The sequence below is a fragment of the Paracoccus versutus genome, from assembly GCF_029909795.1.
GTDB lineage: Bacteria > Pseudomonadota > Alphaproteobacteria > Rhodobacterales > Rhodobacteraceae > Paracoccus > Paracoccus versutus.
On record NZ_CP038196.1, the window covers coordinates 1,856,338 to 1,871,765 of the forward strand.

Below are 15,428 nucleotides of genomic sequence, written 5' to 3' on the forward strand. Positions count from 1 at the left end.
CGGACCCCGATCGAGCCGCGCTGCCGGCAGAGGCGCGACGGCTGGCCTTCTCTGTTGTTCAAATACCCATGCGGCGGTGCAGCCGGCGATGCGTCAGCCCCCTTGCGAAGCGCCATGCCGCGGCCTAAAGCCTTGCCATGACCCAGCATCAGCGCCTTCTCATCATCGATTTCGGCTCCCAGGTCACGCAGCTGATTGCGCGCCGCCTGCGCGAGCTGAACGTCTATTGCGAAATCCACCCGTTCAACGCGGTGGACGACGCCTTCCTGAAAGCCTTTGCCCCGCAGGCCGTGATCCTGTCGGGCGGGCCAGCCTCGGTCACGCAGGCGGATTCGCCGCGCGCGCCGCAGGGGCTTTTCGATCTGGGGGTGCCGGTCTTCGGCATCTGCTATGGCCAGCAGGTGATGATGGAGCAGCTGGGCGGCCGCGTCGAATCGGGCCATCACGCCGAATACGGCCGCGCCTTCATCGCGCCGGCCGAGGATCACAAGGGCGACGGCATCTTCTCGGGCCTGTTCGAGACCGGCCGCGAGGAGGTCTGGATGAGCCATGGCGACCGGGTGACGCAGCTCGCGCCCGGCTTCGAGGTCATCGGCACCTCGCCCAATGCCCCCTTCGCCATGATCGCGGACGAGGCGCGCCGCTTCTTCGCCGTGCAGTTCCACCCCGAGGTGCATCACACTCCGAACGGCCGGATCATGCTGGAGAACTTCGTCCGCATGGCCGGCTTCACCGGCGACTGGACCATGGCCTCCTATCGCCAGGAGGCGATCCGCAAGATCCGCGAGCAGGTCGGGGACAAGCGGGTGATCTGCGGGCTTTCGGGCGGCGTCGACAGTTCGGTCGCCGCGGTGCTGATCCACGAGGCGATTGGCGACCAGCTGACCTGCGTCTTCGTCGATCACGGGCTTTTGCGGCTGAACGAGGCCGAGGAAGTCGTGACCATGTTCCGCGACAACTACAACATCCCGCTGATCCATGCCGACGAGAGCGAGCTGTTCCTGTCGGCGCTGGAAGGCGTCAGCGACCCCGAGGTCAAGCGCAAGACCATCGGCAAGCTGTTCATCGACGTGTTCCAGAAATACGCGAGCGGGATCGAAGGCGCGGAATTCCTGGCCCAGGGCACGCTTTACCCCGACGTGATCGAATCGGTCAGCTTCTCGGGCGGGCCCTCGGTCACGATCAAGAGCCACCACAATGTCGGCGGCTTGCCCGAGAAGATGGGGCTGAAGCTGGTCGAGCCGCTGCGCGAACTCTTCAAGGACGAGGTCCGCGCGCTTGGCCGCGAACTCGGCCTGCCCGAGAAATTCATCGGCCGCCATCCCTTTCCCGGTCCCGGCCTTGCCATCCGCTGTCCGGGCGAGATCACCCGCGACAAGCTGGAGATCCTGCGCAAGGCGGATGCTGTCTTCATCGACCAGATCCGCAAGCACGGGCTTTACGACGAGATCTGGCAGGCCTTCGTCGCCATCCTTCCCGTCCGCACCGTCGGCGTCATGGGCGACGGGCGCACCTACGACTATGCCTGCGCCTTGCGCGCGGTGACCTCGGTCGATGGCATGACGGCGGATTACTATCCCTTCAGCCACCAGTTCCTGGGCGAGACCGCGACGCGGATCATCAACGAGGTCAAGGGCATCAACCGCTGCACCTATGACATCACCTCGAAGCCGCCGGGCACGATCGAGTGGGAATGACCCCGAGGGGCGGCCGCTGCGCCGCCCTTTTCGTTTCAGGGGCTGCATTCGGGGCAAGGCGCGGCTTTGCAAATTGACAAGGACGGCGCAATGCCGCCCGATAAGGTTATCGCTGCTAACGGTTCCGGCCGCGGGAAGCCGCCGTCGTCCATTGTTGCGGCCCGTTCACGACGAGGATCTTGCCATGAGTTGCGCCTGCGGACAGAACCACAACCACGCCCCCCCGCCCATCCTGGGCGGCGAGGAGATCCCCCTGGAAAAACCGCTGGTCTCGCTGACCGGCCGGCTGATCTGCAAGGATGCGGCCCAGATGATGCTGGCCATGGACCTGCTGACCGAGCATGTCGCGCTGAGCCGGGCCGAACCCGGCAACCTGCGCTTCGACCTGTGGCAGTCCGAGGATCCGCTGGTCTGGGAACTAAACGAGCTTTACGCCGACGACGAGGCTTTCGAAGCGCATCGTGCCCGGCTGGAACATAGCCGCTGGGGCCGCGAGAGCCATGGCATCGGGCGCGATTTCACCCGCAGCGATCCCCTGCCGCGCATCCGGGCCGAACTGGCGCATGACCGCGCCGCGGTGGCCGACCTGCTGGCGCGCGCCTTCGACGGCCCGGCCGAGGCGCGGCTGGTCGAGGCCCTACGCGGGGCCGGCGACCTTGCGCTGTCGCTGGTGGCCGAGGCCGAGGGCACGGTGATCGGCCATATCGCCCTGTCGCCGCTGGCGGCCGAGGGGCCGGCCCTGGCGCTGGCGCCGCTGGCGGTGCATCCCGCCGTGCAGTCGCGCGGCATCGGCACGGCGCTGGTCCGCGCCGCCCTGGCGGCATTCGACGACCATACCATCGTGGTGCTGGGCGATCCGGCCTATTACCGCCGCTTCGGCTTTGTCCCGGCCGACCTGGAATCGCCCTATGCCGGGCCGCATCTGATGGCGCTGGGGCCGCGGCTGCCCGCAGGCAGCCGCATCGTCCATGCGCCGGCCTTCGCCGGGCTCTGAGCCGGCTCAGCCTTCGGCCGGGGGTGGCGGCTCGGGTTGCGGCAACCGCAGCCGCACCCGCTTGACCCGGCGCGGATCGGCGTCGATGATCTCGAACTCGGCGCCGCTTTCATGCGGGATCACCTCGCCGCGCACCGGCACGCGGCCGGTCAGCATGAAGATCAGCCCGCCCAGCGTGTCGATCTCTTCCTCTTCCTCGTCGGTGGCCAGGCGCAGGCCGGTCTGGGCCTCGACATCCTCCAGCGCGGCGCGGGCCTGGATCAGCCATTGGCCGGGCTGTTCCTGGATCACCAGGCCGCCTTCGATCTCGTCATGCTCGTCCTCGATCTCGCCGATGACCTGTTCGATCAGGTCCTCGATGGTGACGAGCCCGTCCACCCCGCCATATTCGTCGATCACCAGCGCCATGTGGATCCGCTTCTGCTGCATCTGCTGCAGCAGAACGCCGATCGGCATCGAGGGCGGCACGTAAAGCAGCGGCCGCAGCATCGGGCGCAGCGCGAACTTGACCGGAGCCTTGGCGCCGAAGCCGTATTTCAGCGCCAGATCCTTCAGGTGGATCAGCCCCAGCGGACTGTCCAGCGTGCCGCGAAACACCGGGATGCGGGAAAAGCCGTGTTCGCGGAACATCTCGACCAGTTCGGGCAGGGTGGCCGTGACCGGCGCGGCGACGATCTCGGCCTTGGGCACGGCCACGTCGTCGACGCGCATCCGCCGCAGGTTGACCATCCCCGGAACGCCCGCCGGCGGGGCGGCAGGGCCCCTGTCGCGGGCCTCGGCGCCGGCCGGCTCGGCCTCGCCGCCGCCGAATGCGCCCAGGATGCGCCCCAGAAAGCCGCGCGATTGCGGCAGGTCACGCCCGTCCCCGCCTGTGCCATCCGCCCATGAGGCGGGTTCGGCGGAAACGGGCGTGTCGGGACTTCGGTCGTTGGTCATGTCTCATGTTCCAGGTAAGGGTCGGGGATGCCCAGCTTGCCCAGGATCGAGCGTTCGGCATCCTCCATGGTTTCGGCATCCTCGTCGTCGATATGGTCATAGCCTGCAAGATGCAGCATGGCATGGACCAGCAGATGCATGGCGTGATCGGCGAAGGGCTTGCCCTGCGCCTCGGCCTCGCGCAGGCAGGTGTCGTAGGCGATGGCGATGTCGCCCAGTTCCTCGACTTCGGGCGGTTCGGGATGGGCGCCGGGCAGGCGCGCATCGAACTCGACCGCGGGCCAGCTCAGCACGTTGGTCGGCTTGGGCTTGCCGCGGAACTCGGCGTTCAGCGCGGCGATGCGGGCATCGTCGCAGCCCATGACGACGATCTGGAACGCGCCCAGATCCAGCCATTCGCCGACCGCGCGCGCCGCGCGCTCGGCCATGGCGGGCAGGCCGGCGTCCTCCCAGCGGTCGTCCTCCAGCACGATGTCGACGATCTCCAGCGCCTCGTCGGGCGCATCGGCGCTGTCAGGCATCGCCCTGCCCCCCCGAGGCCAGCCGCGGCTCGCGCCGCGGTATGCGCTGGCCGCGCTCGTCGAAGATCTCGCCGCGGGCCAGCGCCGCCTCGGCCTCGGCGTCATAGGCCTCGATGATGCGGGCGACCAGCGTATGGCGCACCACGTCCTTGGCGGTGAAATAGCTGAAGCTGATGCCCTTGATGTCCTTGAGGATCTTTTCGGCCTCGACCAGGCCGGAATGCACGCCGCGCGGCAGGTCGATCTGGGTGCGGTCGCCGGTGACGACCATGCGCGAGCCCTCGCCCAGCCGGGTCAGGAACATCTTCATCTGCATGGTGGTGGCGTTCTGCGCCTCGTCCAGCACCACGAAGCTGTTCGACAGCGTGCGGCCGCGCATGAAGGCCAGGGGCGCGATCTCGATGCGCTTTTCCTCCATCAGCTTCTGCACCTGCTTGGCCGGCAGGAAGTCGTTCAGCGCGTCATAGAGCGGCTGCATGTAGGGATCGACCTTTTCCTTCATGTCGCCGGGCAGGAAGCCCAGCCGCTCGCCCGCCTCGACGGCGGGGCGCGACAGGATGATGCGATCCACATGGCCGCCGATCAGCATGGTCACGCCCACGGCCACCGCCAGATAGGTCTTGCCGGTGCCGGCCGGGCCGATGCCGAAGGCCAGCTCGTTGGCGAACAGCGCGCGGACATAGTCCTTTTGCGCATCGGTGCGCGGCTCGACGGTCTTCTTGCGGGTGCGCAGCTCGATCGGGCCGGTCTGGAACATCTCCAGCTGCTCGGCCGGGCTGGGGCCGTCGACCACCGTCTCGGCCCCCATGCGCAGCGCCGCCTCGACCTCGGCCATCTCGACCGGGCGGCCCTGCTCCAGCCGGGCGTAAAGCGCGCGCAGCACCTGCGCCGCCTCGGCCTGGGCCTCGACCGGACCCACGACGGACAGAAGGTTGCCGCGTCGCAGGATATGCACCTTCAGCGCCTCCTCGATCCGCGCGAGATAGCGGTCATGCGGGCCGCAGAGGTCGATCAGCAGCCGGTTGTCGTGAAATTCCAGCAGGGTTTCGCCGGGGGTCGCGGTCGCGGGATGCGTAGGGGTCAGACCCAAATTCGTCTCCGAGGTGGGGTTCTCAGTAACTCATGGTTGCAACTGAGCGGGATTCGCACAAGGGGGGCGGGCCCGCAGTTTCGGATTTGCCGTCGATTCGGCGAAAAAACGGACATCACGCCTGCGGCCCGCGCGCCATGGGCCGGGCGCGCCCTGCGACGAAATCACGCAGGTAATCGTCCTCGGCCGCGTCCATTTCCGCCACCCCTCCCTGCCAGCGGACCCGTCCGCGATCCAACAGCGCCACCCGGTCGGCGATGGCGCGCACCGAGCTCATGTCATGGGTGATTGTGATGGCGGTGGCGCCGGTCTCGTCGACGATGCCGCGGATCAGCGCATTGATCGCCGCGGCCCGGATCGGGTCCAGCCCGGTCGTCGGCTCGTCGAAGAAGATCACCTTCGGGTCGGCGGCGATGGCGCGGGCCAGCCCGGCGCGCTTGCGCATCCCGCCCGAGAGTTCCGCCGGGTAAAGATCCGCCACCTCGGGGCCCAGGCCGACGCGGGCCAGCTTTTCGATGGCAATGGCGCGGGCGCGCGCCTTGGGCATGGTCCGCAGCAGGCGAAAGGCGACATTGCGCCAGACCGGCAGGCTGTCGAACAGCGCCGCGTTCTGGAACAGCATGCCGAAGCCCTCCATGAAGGCGGCGCGCCGGCCGGCCAGCGGCTGGCCCTGCCACAAGACCGTGCCGGCATCGGGCGTCTCCAGCCCCAGGATGCAGCGCAAAAGCACCGATTTCCCGGTGCCCGAGCCGCCGATCACCACCAGGCTTTCGCCCTGGGCCAGATCCAGCTCGACCCCGTCCAGCACCCGCTTGGCGCCATAGGCTTTGCAAATCCCCCGCACCGCCAGCATCAGAAGAACAGCCCCGTCAGCGCGAAATTCGCAGCCAGGATGCCGACCGAGGCGGCGACCACGGCATTGGTCGTAGCCCGTCCGACGCCCGCGGCACCGCCCGCCGCCGTCATGCCGAACCAGCAGCCCGACAGCGCCACGATCAGCCCGAACACGGCGCCCTTCAGCAGGCCCGAGACCACGTCCCAGCTTTCCAGATAGGCCCAGGAATTGGACAGGTAGATCGCCGAGTTGAACCCCAGCGCATTCACCCCGATCAGCCAGCCGCCCATGATGCCGATCACGTCGCCCACGCCGACCAGCACCGGCACGCACAGCAGCGCCGCCCACAGCCGGGGCGAGACCAGCCAGCCCATGGGATCGGTGGACAGCGTCACCAGCGCATCGATCTGTTCGGTCACGCGCATGGTGCCCAGTTCGGCGGCGATGGCGCTGGCGACGCGGGCCGCGACCATCAGCCCGCCCAGGACCGGGCCAAGCTCGCGCGCCATGCCGATGGCGACGATGGCCGGCACCACGTCGCCGGCCTGGAAGCGCTCGCCCCCGGAATGGATCTGCAAGGCCAGCGCCGCGCCGGTGAACAGCGCCGTCAGCCCGACCACCGGCAGCGACAGCCAGCCGATCTGCATGACCTGCCGCGCCAGTTCCGCCGGATGCTGCCCGATGCCGGCCAGGCCGCGCAGGGCAAAGATCGTCACCCGCCCGGTCAGCCGGGTCAGACCGATCACCGCCCTGCCGGTCGGCCGGGCCGGGTTCACAGCCAACGACGCTCGTAGCGCCGGCCCAGCGAGGTCAGGATCTCGTATCCGATGGTGCCCGACAGCGCCGCCAGGGCGTCCACGCCCTGCCGCGCGTTCAGGATCTCCAGCGCCGGGGGCACGTCGGGCAGGTCGGTCACGTCGACGGTGATCAGGTCCATCGAGATGCGGCCGATCACCGGGCAGGCGCGCTCGCCCGACCAGAGCGTCAGCTTGCCGTCCCGCGCCAGGGCCCGCGCCAGCCCGTCGGCATAGCCCGCCGCCACCGTCGCCACCCGCGACGGCCGCGCGGCCGTCCAGGCATAGCCGTAGCCCACGGATTCGCCGGGGCGCACCTCGCGCGTCTGGATCACCGGCAAGGCCAGCGTGACCACGGGCTGCGCATCGCCGAACGGCTCGCCGCCGTAAAGCCCGATGCCCGGCCGCACCAGGTCGAAATGATAGTCCGGCCCCAGCAGGATGCCCCCCGTCGCGGCCAGCGAGCGCGGCACGGCCACGCCCTCGGTCATGGCGCGGAAGGCGGCGAGTTGCTGGGCATTGGCCGCATGGTCCGGCTCGTCGGCGCAGGCCAGGTGCGACATGATCAGCGCCGGGCCGGCCGCCAGGGCCTCGGTGCGGATGGCGGCCCATTCGCCGGGCTCGATCCCCAGCCGGTTCATGCCGCTGTCCAGCTGGATGCCGAAAGGCCCGCGCGGCCGCAGCGCCCGGTCGCGGAAGAACTGCTCGGGACTGTTCAGCAGCGGGATCAGCCCGGCCAGGTCCGCGCCCTCCATATGGCCCGACAGCACGAAGATGCGCGCATCCTCGGGCAAAAGCGGCCGGATCGCCCGCCCCTCGCCGGCCAGCGCCACGAAGAAATCCCGCGCCCCCGCCGCGTAAAGCGCCGGGGCCACGCGATCCGCGCCCAGACCATAGGCGTCGGCCTTGACCACCGCCGCCGCCCGCGCGCCCTGGGCCTTGGCCGCGAGCGCTTTCCAATTGGCCACGACGGCCGCAAGATCAATGACGAGTCCCATGGCAGCGGCATGGCTCTTGCCCTTGCCCGCGTCAAGGGTTTTAGCAATTTTGCTGTTTGCAGAGAAATTATCTAGCATATTTTGCAAATATTCGCCTTTCCGCTTCCCGCACCCGCGCCAAGCCGGTAGTTTGCGCCAAACCGGAAAGGGAGACGGCTCATGAAGGACATCCTGGGCGAACTGGAATCGCGCCGCCGCGATGCGCGGCTGGGCGGCGGGCAGCGGCGCATCGACGCCCAGCACGCCCGCGGCAAGCTGACCGCGCGCGAGCGGCTCGAGCTGTTGCTGGACGAGGGGTCGTTCGAGGAATTCGACATGTTCGTCCGCCACCGCTCGACCGATTTCGGCATGGAGGAGGATCGTCCCTATGGCGACGGCGTCGTCACCGGCTGGGGCACGATCAACGGCCGCATGGTCTATGTGTTCTCGCAGGACTTCACCGTCTTCGGCGGCTCGCTGTCGGAAACCCATGCGCAGAAGATCTGCAAGATCATGGACATGGCGGTGCAGAACGGCGCGCCGGTGATTGGGCTGAACGATTCCGGCGGCGCGCGGATCCAGGAGGGCGTGGCCAGCCTTGCCGGCTATGCCGACGTGTTCCAGCGCAACATCATGGCCTCGGGCGTGGTGCCGCAGATCAGCGTCATCATGGGCCCCTGCGCCGGCGGCGCGGTCTATTCGCCGGCGATGACCGACTTCATCTTCATGGTCAAGGACACCAGCTACATGTTCGTGACCGGCCCGGACGTGGTCAAGACGGTGACGAACGAGGTGGTGACGGCCGAACAGTTGGGCGGCGCCTCGACCCATACCAAGAAAAGCTCGGTCGCCGACGGCGCCTTCGAAAACGACGTCGAGGCCATGTCGGAAATCCGCCGTCTGGTCGACTTCCTGCCGCTCAACAACCGCGAAAAGGCGCCGAGCCGGCCGTTCTTCGACGACCCGGCCCGCGTCGAATCCAGCCTCGACACGCTGATCCCCGACAACCCGAACCAGCCCTACGACATGAAGGAGCTGATCCTGAAGGTCGCGGACGAGGGCGATTTCTACGAGATCCAAAAGGATTTCGCCGCCAATATCATCACCGGCTTCATCCGCATCGAGGGCCAGACCGTCGGCGTCGTCGCCAACCAGCCGATGGTGCTGGCCGGCTGCCTCGACATCGATTCCAGCCGCAAGGCGGCGCGCTTCGTGCGCTTCTGCGACGCCTTCGAGATCCCGATCCTGACCTTCGTGGACGTGCCGGGCTTCCTGCCGGGCACCGGGCAGGAATATGGCGGCGTCATCAAGCATGGCGCCAAGCTGCTCTTTGCCTATGGCGAGGCGACGGTGCCGAAAGTGACCGTCATCACCCGCAAGGCCTATGGCGGGGCCTATGACGTCATGGCCTCCAAGCACCTGCGCGGCGATTTCAACTATGCCTGGCCCACGGCGGAAATCGCGGTGATGGGCGCCAAGGGCGCGGTCGAGATCCTGTATCGCAGCGAGCTGGGCGATACCGACAAGATCGCCAACCGCACCAAGGATTACGAAGACCGCTTTGCCAATCCCTTCGTCGCCGCCGAGAAAGGCTTCATCGACGAGGTGATCCAGCCGCATTCGACCCGCCGCCGCGTCGCGCGCGCCTTTGCCAGCCTGCGCGGCAAGAAGCTGTCGAACCCCTGGAAGAAGCACGACAACATCCCGCTGTAACGGCGGGAGACCGAGGGAGGAAACATGTCGGGAGTTGCGGTGATCGGCCTTGCGCTGGTGCCCTCGGCCGTTCTGGCCGGGTTGGCCGGCGCCGCCCTCGCGCAAGAGCCGGGGGCGGATATCACCCTGCCCTCGGGCGCGGTGGTGCGCTGGCTGGAGACCCGCCACGACAATTCCGGCGGCATGGGCCTGACCTATCGCTTTCGCTTCGTCATGCCCGACCTGGCGCAGCGCGTGCCCGCGACCGTCGGTCCCGCCTCGGACTTTGCGCCGGACGAGGCGCGCGCGCCGATCGAGATCGACACCGAAAGCGACGAGGCCTGGGAGGACGAGGCCGATGACGGGCTGATCGACCCGGCCACGCTGGAGGATCTGGCCCAGGCGGACCTTCCCGACCCGGCCGACGAAGAGGCCGCCGACGCCCTGGTCGGCGCCCCGGTCCTGCCCGCCGCGCCCGATGTGCTGGCCCAGGATCCGGTGCATGAGGACATCGTCTGGCTGTGCGAGAACTGGGCCCTGCCCCGCATCGCCGCCCCCGCGCCGCGGCCCAGCCAGATCGTCATCAGCCTGGCCGACCGCGAGATCCCCTTTGGCGCCTTCGACCCCGAGGCGGTGCAGGTCTTCGAGGCGTTCGGCCTGCCGCCCGACCGCAACGCCTGCGAATGGGAGCCGTGGTGATGTCTGCGGTGATGCCTGCCCTTTGCCACCCTGATGCAAGCCTGCCACAGCGCCAGGCACCCGCACGACTGCGGCCTCAACGCGCCTGTCGGCGCTTCGCGGCGCTGGCTATCATGCCGCCGCGGTCGCATGAGGCGGCCGAATCTCAACCGAGCAGTCGGGACTTGTCGGTCCCGCATCACAGGAGCACGACGACATGTCGAAAAAGCTTGCACTCGCCCTCGTCCTGGTCGGCCTCGCCGCAGCCTGCGCCAAGAAAGAGCCGGAAGTCGCCCCGATTCCGGTCCAGCCCGAGCCTGTTTTCCAGGGCAAATACGGCGCCAACTAAGCCATTGGCCGCGCGCGGGCTGCCTGGCGGCCCGCGCCATCTGCGTTCCGCCCGGCCCCCGCGCGACAACGCAATCCTGCAAGGGGGCAAGACATGCTGAAGCATCGCGGCTTTCCGGGCCGCCTTCCCGGCACCGATTTCCAGTTCATCATCCGCCGCGCCAACAAGAAAGGCGCGACACCCCTGGTCCGGCGCGAGCGCTATCGCGACCGCAAGCCGGCCGACCGCCGCGCCGATACCGCCTTCCTGGCGGCCTTGATCCAGCATTTCGGCGAGGAACCCTTTGCCCGCGGCAACCTGGATGCCGGGCGGCTGTCCTGGCTGATCGGCCGCGAGGTGATCGCGGTCGGCAAGCTTGATCCCACCGATTACGACCAGCTGCTGCGCGTCGACATGAAGCGCGCCGAGGCAAGCTTTCCCGAGCTTTTCGCCCAGGACGCCCCCGAGTTCGACTGGGACGATGCCGGCTGGGACGAGGACGACTGGGACGACGAGGACGAAGACTGATGGCCGGCCGAAGGATGGGCGGATTGCCGCGTAGTCTTGTCTTTTCACACCGTTGTCAGTTTCTTCCGGGGTTGGCGCGTGCAATATTGTGCGCACCTCTATCACCAACGGCCCGGAAGCGGGTCCATAATACAGGCAAAACGCTATGCAAAAATCCGTCATCCTTCGTCTTTCCGGCGCGGTCCTGCTGGTCGCCGGCCTTGCCGCCTGCGAACAGGGCTATGGCGGCGGCTCGACCCTTTCGCCCGACGCGCAGCGCGCGGCCGGCGGCGCGCTGGCCGGTGCGGCCGTGGCAAAGATCATCGACGGTGACGTGGCCACCGGCGCGCTCATCGGCGCCGCGGGCGGTGCGCTTTGCGACGACGCCGGCGTCTGCCAGCGCCGCTACTGATTTCAACAGGGCGGCAGGCGCTGCACCGACGGCTCGCGCCACCGCCCGCATCCCGGAGCAAACGAGATGTCCAAGAAACTCGTCCTCGTGCTTGGGCTGGGCCTGTTCGGCCTGGCCGGCTGCACCCAAGGCATCAATCCGACCGACATGGACCGCGGCATCATCGGTGCCGGTGTCGGCGCAACCGCTGCCCATGTGGGCGGCCATGATGTCGCCAAGGGCGCGGCGATCGGCGCCGTCGCCGGTGCGCTTTGCGACGACGTGCGGCTTTGCCAATAACGCCTTCGCCACGCTGACGGCGCGCCCGCGCGCGCCGGCCCAGCCTTTTTCCAGCCGTCCCGGCAGCCTGCCGGGGCGGCTTTTTCACGTTCGGGATCTGCCCCAAGGGAAAGAAGCATGTTCAAGAAAATCCTGATCGCCAACCGGGGCGAGATCGCCTGCCGGGTCATCAAGACCGCCAAGAAGATGGGCATCCAGACCGTCGCCGTCTATTCCGACGCCGACCGCAATGCGCTGCATGTCAAGATGGCCGACGAGGCGATCCACATCGGCCCGCCGCCCGCGAACCAGTCCTATATCGTGATCGACAAGATCATGGAGGCGATCCGCCGGACCGGCGCCGAGGCGGTGCATCCCGGCTATGGCTTCCTGTCCGAGAACATGAAATTCGCCGAGGCGCTGGAGAAGGAAGGCGTCACCTTCATCGGCCCGCCCTCACCCGCCATCGAGGCGATGGGCGACAAGATCACCTCGAAGAAACTGGCGCAGGAGGCCGGGGTCAGCACGGTTCCGGGCTACATGGGCCTGATCGCCGATGCCGACGAGGCGGTGAAGATCTCGGGCCAGATCGGCTATCCGGTGATGATCAAGGCCAGCGCCGGCGGCGGCGGCAAGGGCATGCGCATCGCCTGGAACGACCAGGAGGCGCGCGAGGGCTTCGAATCCTCGAAGAACGAGGCGGCGAACAGCTTTGGCGACGACCGCATCTTCATCGAGAAATTCGTCACCCAGCCCCGGCATATCGAGATCCAGGTGCTGGCCGACAAGCACGGCAATTGCGTCTATCTGCACGAGCGCGAATGCTCGATCCAGCGCCGCAACCAGAAGGTGATCGAGGAGGCGCCCTCGCCCTTCCTGGACGAGGCGACGCGCAAGGCCATGGGCGAGCAGGCCTGCGCGCTGGCCAAGGCGGTGGGCTACACCTCGGCCGGCACGGTCGAGTTCATCGTCGATGCGCAGAAGAACTTCTACTTCCTGGAAATGAACACCCGCCTGCAGGTCGAGCATCCGGTGACGGAACTGATCACCGGCATCGACCTGGTCGAGCAGATGATCCGCATCGCCGCGGGCGAGCCGCTGCCCTTTGCGCAGGCGGACCTGAAGATCAACGGCTGGGCCATCGAAAGCCGGCTTTACGCCGAGGATCCCTATCGCAACTTCCTGCCCTCGATCGGGCGGCTGACCCGCTATCGCCCGCCGGCCGAGACCGCGGCCGGCCCGATGCAGGCCGCCGACACCTGGGTGCCCGCCCATCCCGGCGACCACCCGCCGGCGGCCGCGACCGGGGTGCGCAACGATACCGGCGTCTACGAGGGCGGCGAGATCAGCATGTATTACGACCCGATGATCGCCAAGCTCTGCACCTGGGCGCCCAGCCGGGCCGAGGCCATCGAGCAGATGCGCCTGGCGCTGGACGAGTTCGAGGTCGAGGGCATCGGCCACAACCTGCCCTTCCTGTCGGCGGTGATGGACCACCCGAAATTCGTCTCGGGCGACATTTCCACGGCCTTCATCGCCGAGGAATATCCCGACGGCTTCCTGGGCGCGACCCTGCCCGAGGCCGAGATCACCCGCGTCGCCGCCTCGGCCGCGGCCATGCATCGCGTGGCGGAGATCCGCCGCACCCGCATCTCGGGGCGGCTCGACAACCATGAACGCCATGTGGGCGAGCATTGGGTCGTCTTCGTCGCCGGCAAGGAGATCCCGGTGCGCATCACCGCCGACCGCCAGGGCTCGACGGTCGAGATCGACGGGCGCAAGCTGCGGGTCGAAAGCGACTGGCTGCCCGGCCAGTCGCTGGCGCGGCTGTCGGTCGACGGTGCCCCCCTGGTGATGAAGGTGGATCGCCTGCCCTCGGGCTTCCGGCTGCGGGTGCGCGGCGCCGACCTCAAGACCTATGTCCGCCGTCCGCGCGCCGCCGAGCTGGCGCGGCTGATGCCCGAGAAGCTGCCGCCCGACACCTCGAAATTCCTGCTTTGCCCGATGCCGGGCCTAGTGGTCAGGATCAATGTCGAGGCCGGGGACGAGGTGCAGGAAGGCCAGGCGCTGGCCACGGTCGAGGCGATGAAGATGGAAAACATCCTGCGCGCCGAAAAGAAGGCCGTGGTGAAATCCGTGAACGCCAAGCCGGGCGAAAGCCTCAAGGTCGATGACGTGATCATCGAGTTCGAGTGACGGAAAACCGCCGGGCGCCCGCCAGCGCCCGGCACGAGGATCGGGAACCATGCCGCTTCTGGACGACTATCTCAGCCCCCATGCGCAGCAGGCGTTGATCGCCGGGCTGTTCATCGCCGCGGGCTGGTGGGTCGTCGCCTTCCAGAACCGCCGGCGCGACGCCAAGCTGCGCGCCGAGCGGGTCGGCGACGTGCAGCGCGCGCTGCTGGCCGAGATCCGCGCCCATGTCGTGGCGCTGGAAGCGCAGCGGCTGGACGAGGACGAGGCGCAGCGGCTGCTGGACAGCCTGCGCGACAGCGGCCGGGTGCCGGTGATCCCGACCCAGGCCAACGACCGGATCTTTGCCGCCATCCTCGACGAGGTGCATGTCCTTCCGGCCTCGGTCATCGACCCGGTCGTGACCTATTACCGGCAGCTTTCCGTCATGGCCGCCTTTGCCGAGGCGATCCGCAGCCAAGCCAGGAAGGACGCGGCCCGCGCGGTCGAGATGTTCGGGGATTACCTGGGACTGACCGAAGCGGCGCGCGAGACCGGGCACGAGGCGATGCGGCTGCTCATGGCCAGCATCTTCGGCGGCGAGCGGGCGGTTCAGGAATTGCTGCAACAGGAGGAACGGACGAGCGCCGGGCGCATCGCCGCCGCCCTGCCCGGCGAATTGGCGGAACTGCGCGACCGCCTCAGTAGGCGATCTTCGGACCGGAGCGGCCTTTGATGGGTTTCAGACCGACGATGATGGCCATCTCATTGGCGGTGCGGGCACGGGCCAGCCGCTCGGCCAGCGAGGCCGCGACCGGGCCCGGCTTGGGCTGGCCGGACACCGTCGCCGGGGCGGGTTCTTCCGTCGCGCGCAGCAAGGGCGTTTTGGCCATCGAGCTTCTCCTTGTCACCGGGCATCCGTGCGGCCCTGCCCCCAAGATAATGCCTGGGCGGCCGTCCCGCAACGGAATCGCTGCGATTTTCGCCATGCCGCGTTACGGCAGGCCGGCGCGGCCGATTTCCTGCAGGCGCAGCGGGAACTTGTCGATGGCCCGCGTGATCTCGCGCACCGACCAGGGCACGGGCTTGCGCTGCTTGACCTGGCCGTCCTTGTCCATCAGCACCAGCGAAAACCCCTCGGGGCGCAATTGCCGGCGCCAGATGCTTGCCGCCGCCGGCTCGGTATCGGTGACGACCACCACGTCGCGGGCGATCAGCGGCGCCGGGTCGCGCTGCAAGGCGGCCAGCTGCTCGATGAAGGCCGGATCGGCGGCGGTATCGGCAAAGATCACCACCGGCCGGGCCTGCCACCTGAACTCGGCCGGATCGGCCTCGGCGGCGGGCAGCACCGTCAATTCGCCCGCAGGCGTTTCGGGACGCGCGGGCGTCCCCGTCTCGCTGCGCGCGGCGGGCACTTCGCCGCGGACATATGGGCGATGGCCGTCGGCCTCGCCTTCGGGCCTTGGACCCATCGCCGCCACCAGCGGCACCACGACCAGCAAAATCAACCGTTTCAGTTTCATCGCCCCCTCTTCTC

18 protein-coding genes are annotated in these 15,428 nt (G+C 68.2%); 10 read left to right on the forward strand and 8 right to left on the reverse strand.

Annotation, left to right across the window (positions count from 1 at the left end):
* Positions 1-137: 137 nt before the first annotated feature.
* Both guaA and E3U25_RS09160 read left to right on the forward strand, forming a co-directional pair.
* The gene (guaA, locus tag E3U25_RS09155; protein ID WP_116220575.1) at positions 138-1,697 is read left to right on the forward strand and encodes a glutamine-hydrolyzing GMP synthase; all 1,560 of its coding nucleotides are present in this window, start codon (positions 138-140) and stop codon (positions 1,695-1,697) included.
* A gap of 184 nt (positions 1,698-1,881) precedes the next feature.
* Entirely contained in the window at positions 1,882-2,691 is an 810-nt protein-coding gene (locus E3U25_RS09160) for a GNAT family N-acetyltransferase (protein ID WP_116220574.1), read from the forward strand.
* Between the two features lie 6 nt (positions 2,692-2,697).
* Here the strand turns inward: E3U25_RS09160 and E3U25_RS09165 are convergent, their stop codons facing one another.
* From E3U25_RS09165 to alr, 6 genes are all read right to left on the reverse strand, one after another.
* On the reverse strand, positions 2,698-3,627 hold the full coding sequence (locus tag E3U25_RS09165) for a CBS domain-containing protein (RefSeq protein WP_036756353.1): 930 nt from the start codon (positions 3,625-3,627) through the stop codon (positions 2,698-2,700).
* Complete coding sequence (gene ybeY / locus E3U25_RS09170; RefSeq protein WP_072462988.1) at positions 3,624-4,148, reverse strand: rRNA maturation RNase YbeY; 525 nt, start codon at positions 4,146-4,148, stop codon at positions 3,624-3,626. Before ybeY ends, E3U25_RS09165 begins: the two co-directional genes overlap by 4 nt.
* On the reverse strand, positions 4,141-5,238 hold the full coding sequence (locus E3U25_RS09175; RefSeq protein ID WP_036756350.1) for a PhoH family protein: 1,098 nt from the start codon (positions 5,236-5,238) through the stop codon (positions 4,141-4,143). The genes ybeY and E3U25_RS09175 overlap by 8 nt, the downstream gene beginning before the upstream one ends.
* 115 nt (positions 5,239-5,353) lie before the next feature.
* Positions 5,354-6,091 (reverse strand): ABC transporter ATP-binding protein, encoded by a 738-nt coding sequence (locus E3U25_RS09180; RefSeq protein ID WP_116220573.1) that lies wholly within the window; start codon positions 6,089-6,091, stop codon positions 5,354-5,356.
* Positions 6,091-6,849, reverse strand: coding sequence for an MlaE family ABC transporter permease (locus tag E3U25_RS09185; RefSeq protein WP_116221653.1), 759 nt, complete (start codon positions 6,847-6,849; stop codon positions 6,091-6,093). The genes E3U25_RS09180 and E3U25_RS09185 overlap by 1 nt, the downstream gene beginning before the upstream one ends.
* Positions 6,846-7,865 carry an alanine racemase gene (gene alr / locus E3U25_RS09190; protein WP_072462990.1) on the reverse strand — a complete coding sequence of 340 codons (1,020 nt, stop codon included), beginning with the start codon at positions 7,863-7,865 and terminating at the stop codon, positions 6,846-6,848. Before alr ends, E3U25_RS09185 begins: the two co-directional genes overlap by 4 nt.
* 159 nt (positions 7,866-8,024) lie before the next feature.
* Between alr and E3U25_RS09195 the strand changes: the two genes are divergently transcribed.
* From E3U25_RS09195 to E3U25_RS09230, 8 genes are all read left to right on the forward strand, one after another.
* The gene (locus E3U25_RS09195; protein WP_072462991.1) at positions 8,025-9,557 is read left to right on the forward strand and encodes an acyl-CoA carboxylase subunit beta; all 1,533 of its coding nucleotides are present in this window, start codon (positions 8,025-8,027) and stop codon (positions 9,555-9,557) included.
* Between the two features lie 24 nt (positions 9,558-9,581).
* Positions 9,582-10,235 carry a DUF6497 family protein gene (locus E3U25_RS09200; RefSeq protein ID WP_116220572.1) on the forward strand — a complete coding sequence of 218 codons (654 nt, stop codon included), beginning with the start codon at positions 9,582-9,584 and terminating at the stop codon, positions 10,233-10,235.
* Positions 10,236-10,431: 196 nt separating this feature from the next.
* Positions 10,432-10,563: a hypothetical protein gene (locus tag E3U25_RS09205; RefSeq protein WP_255469682.1), complete on the forward strand. Its 132-nt coding sequence runs from the start codon at positions 10,432-10,434 to the stop codon at positions 10,561-10,563.
* 93 nt (positions 10,564-10,656) lie between these two features.
* Positions 10,657-11,070, forward strand: a complete 414-nt coding sequence (locus tag E3U25_RS09210) for a hypothetical protein (RefSeq protein WP_114538029.1) — start codon at positions 10,657-10,659, stop codon at positions 11,068-11,070.
* Positions 11,071-11,215: 145 nt separating this feature from the next.
* Positions 11,216-11,461 carry a hypothetical protein gene (locus E3U25_RS09215; protein ID WP_011749921.1) on the forward strand — a complete coding sequence of 82 codons (246 nt, stop codon included), beginning with the start codon at positions 11,216-11,218 and terminating at the stop codon, positions 11,459-11,461.
* A gap of 66 nt (positions 11,462-11,527) precedes the next feature.
* The gene (locus tag E3U25_RS09220; protein ID WP_036756331.1) at positions 11,528-11,740 is read left to right on the forward strand and encodes a hypothetical protein; all 213 of its coding nucleotides are present in this window, start codon (positions 11,528-11,530) and stop codon (positions 11,738-11,740) included.
* A gap of 117 nt (positions 11,741-11,857) precedes the next feature.
* A complete protein-coding gene (locus E3U25_RS09225) occupies positions 11,858-13,915 on the forward strand; it encodes an acetyl-CoA carboxylase biotin carboxylase subunit (protein WP_116220571.1) in 2,058 nt (685 codons plus the stop codon).
* A gap of 49 nt (positions 13,916-13,964) precedes the next feature.
* Positions 13,965-14,627, forward strand: coding sequence for a hypothetical protein (locus tag E3U25_RS09230; protein WP_036756327.1), 663 nt, complete (start codon positions 13,965-13,967; stop codon positions 14,625-14,627).
* Here E3U25_RS09230 and E3U25_RS09235 read toward each other — a convergent pair.
* Positions 14,593-14,784 carry a hypothetical protein gene (locus E3U25_RS09235; RefSeq protein WP_036756324.1) on the reverse strand — a complete coding sequence of 64 codons (192 nt, stop codon included), beginning with the start codon at positions 14,782-14,784 and terminating at the stop codon, positions 14,593-14,595. The two genes, E3U25_RS09230 and E3U25_RS09235, sit on opposite strands and share 35 nt — an antisense overlap.
* Positions 14,785-14,886: 102 nt before the next feature.
* Positions 14,887-15,414 (reverse strand): DUF4174 domain-containing protein, encoded by a 528-nt coding sequence (locus E3U25_RS09240; protein ID WP_036756322.1) that lies wholly within the window; start codon positions 15,412-15,414, stop codon positions 14,887-14,889.
* Between the last annotated feature and the right edge of the window lie 14 nt (positions 15,415-15,428).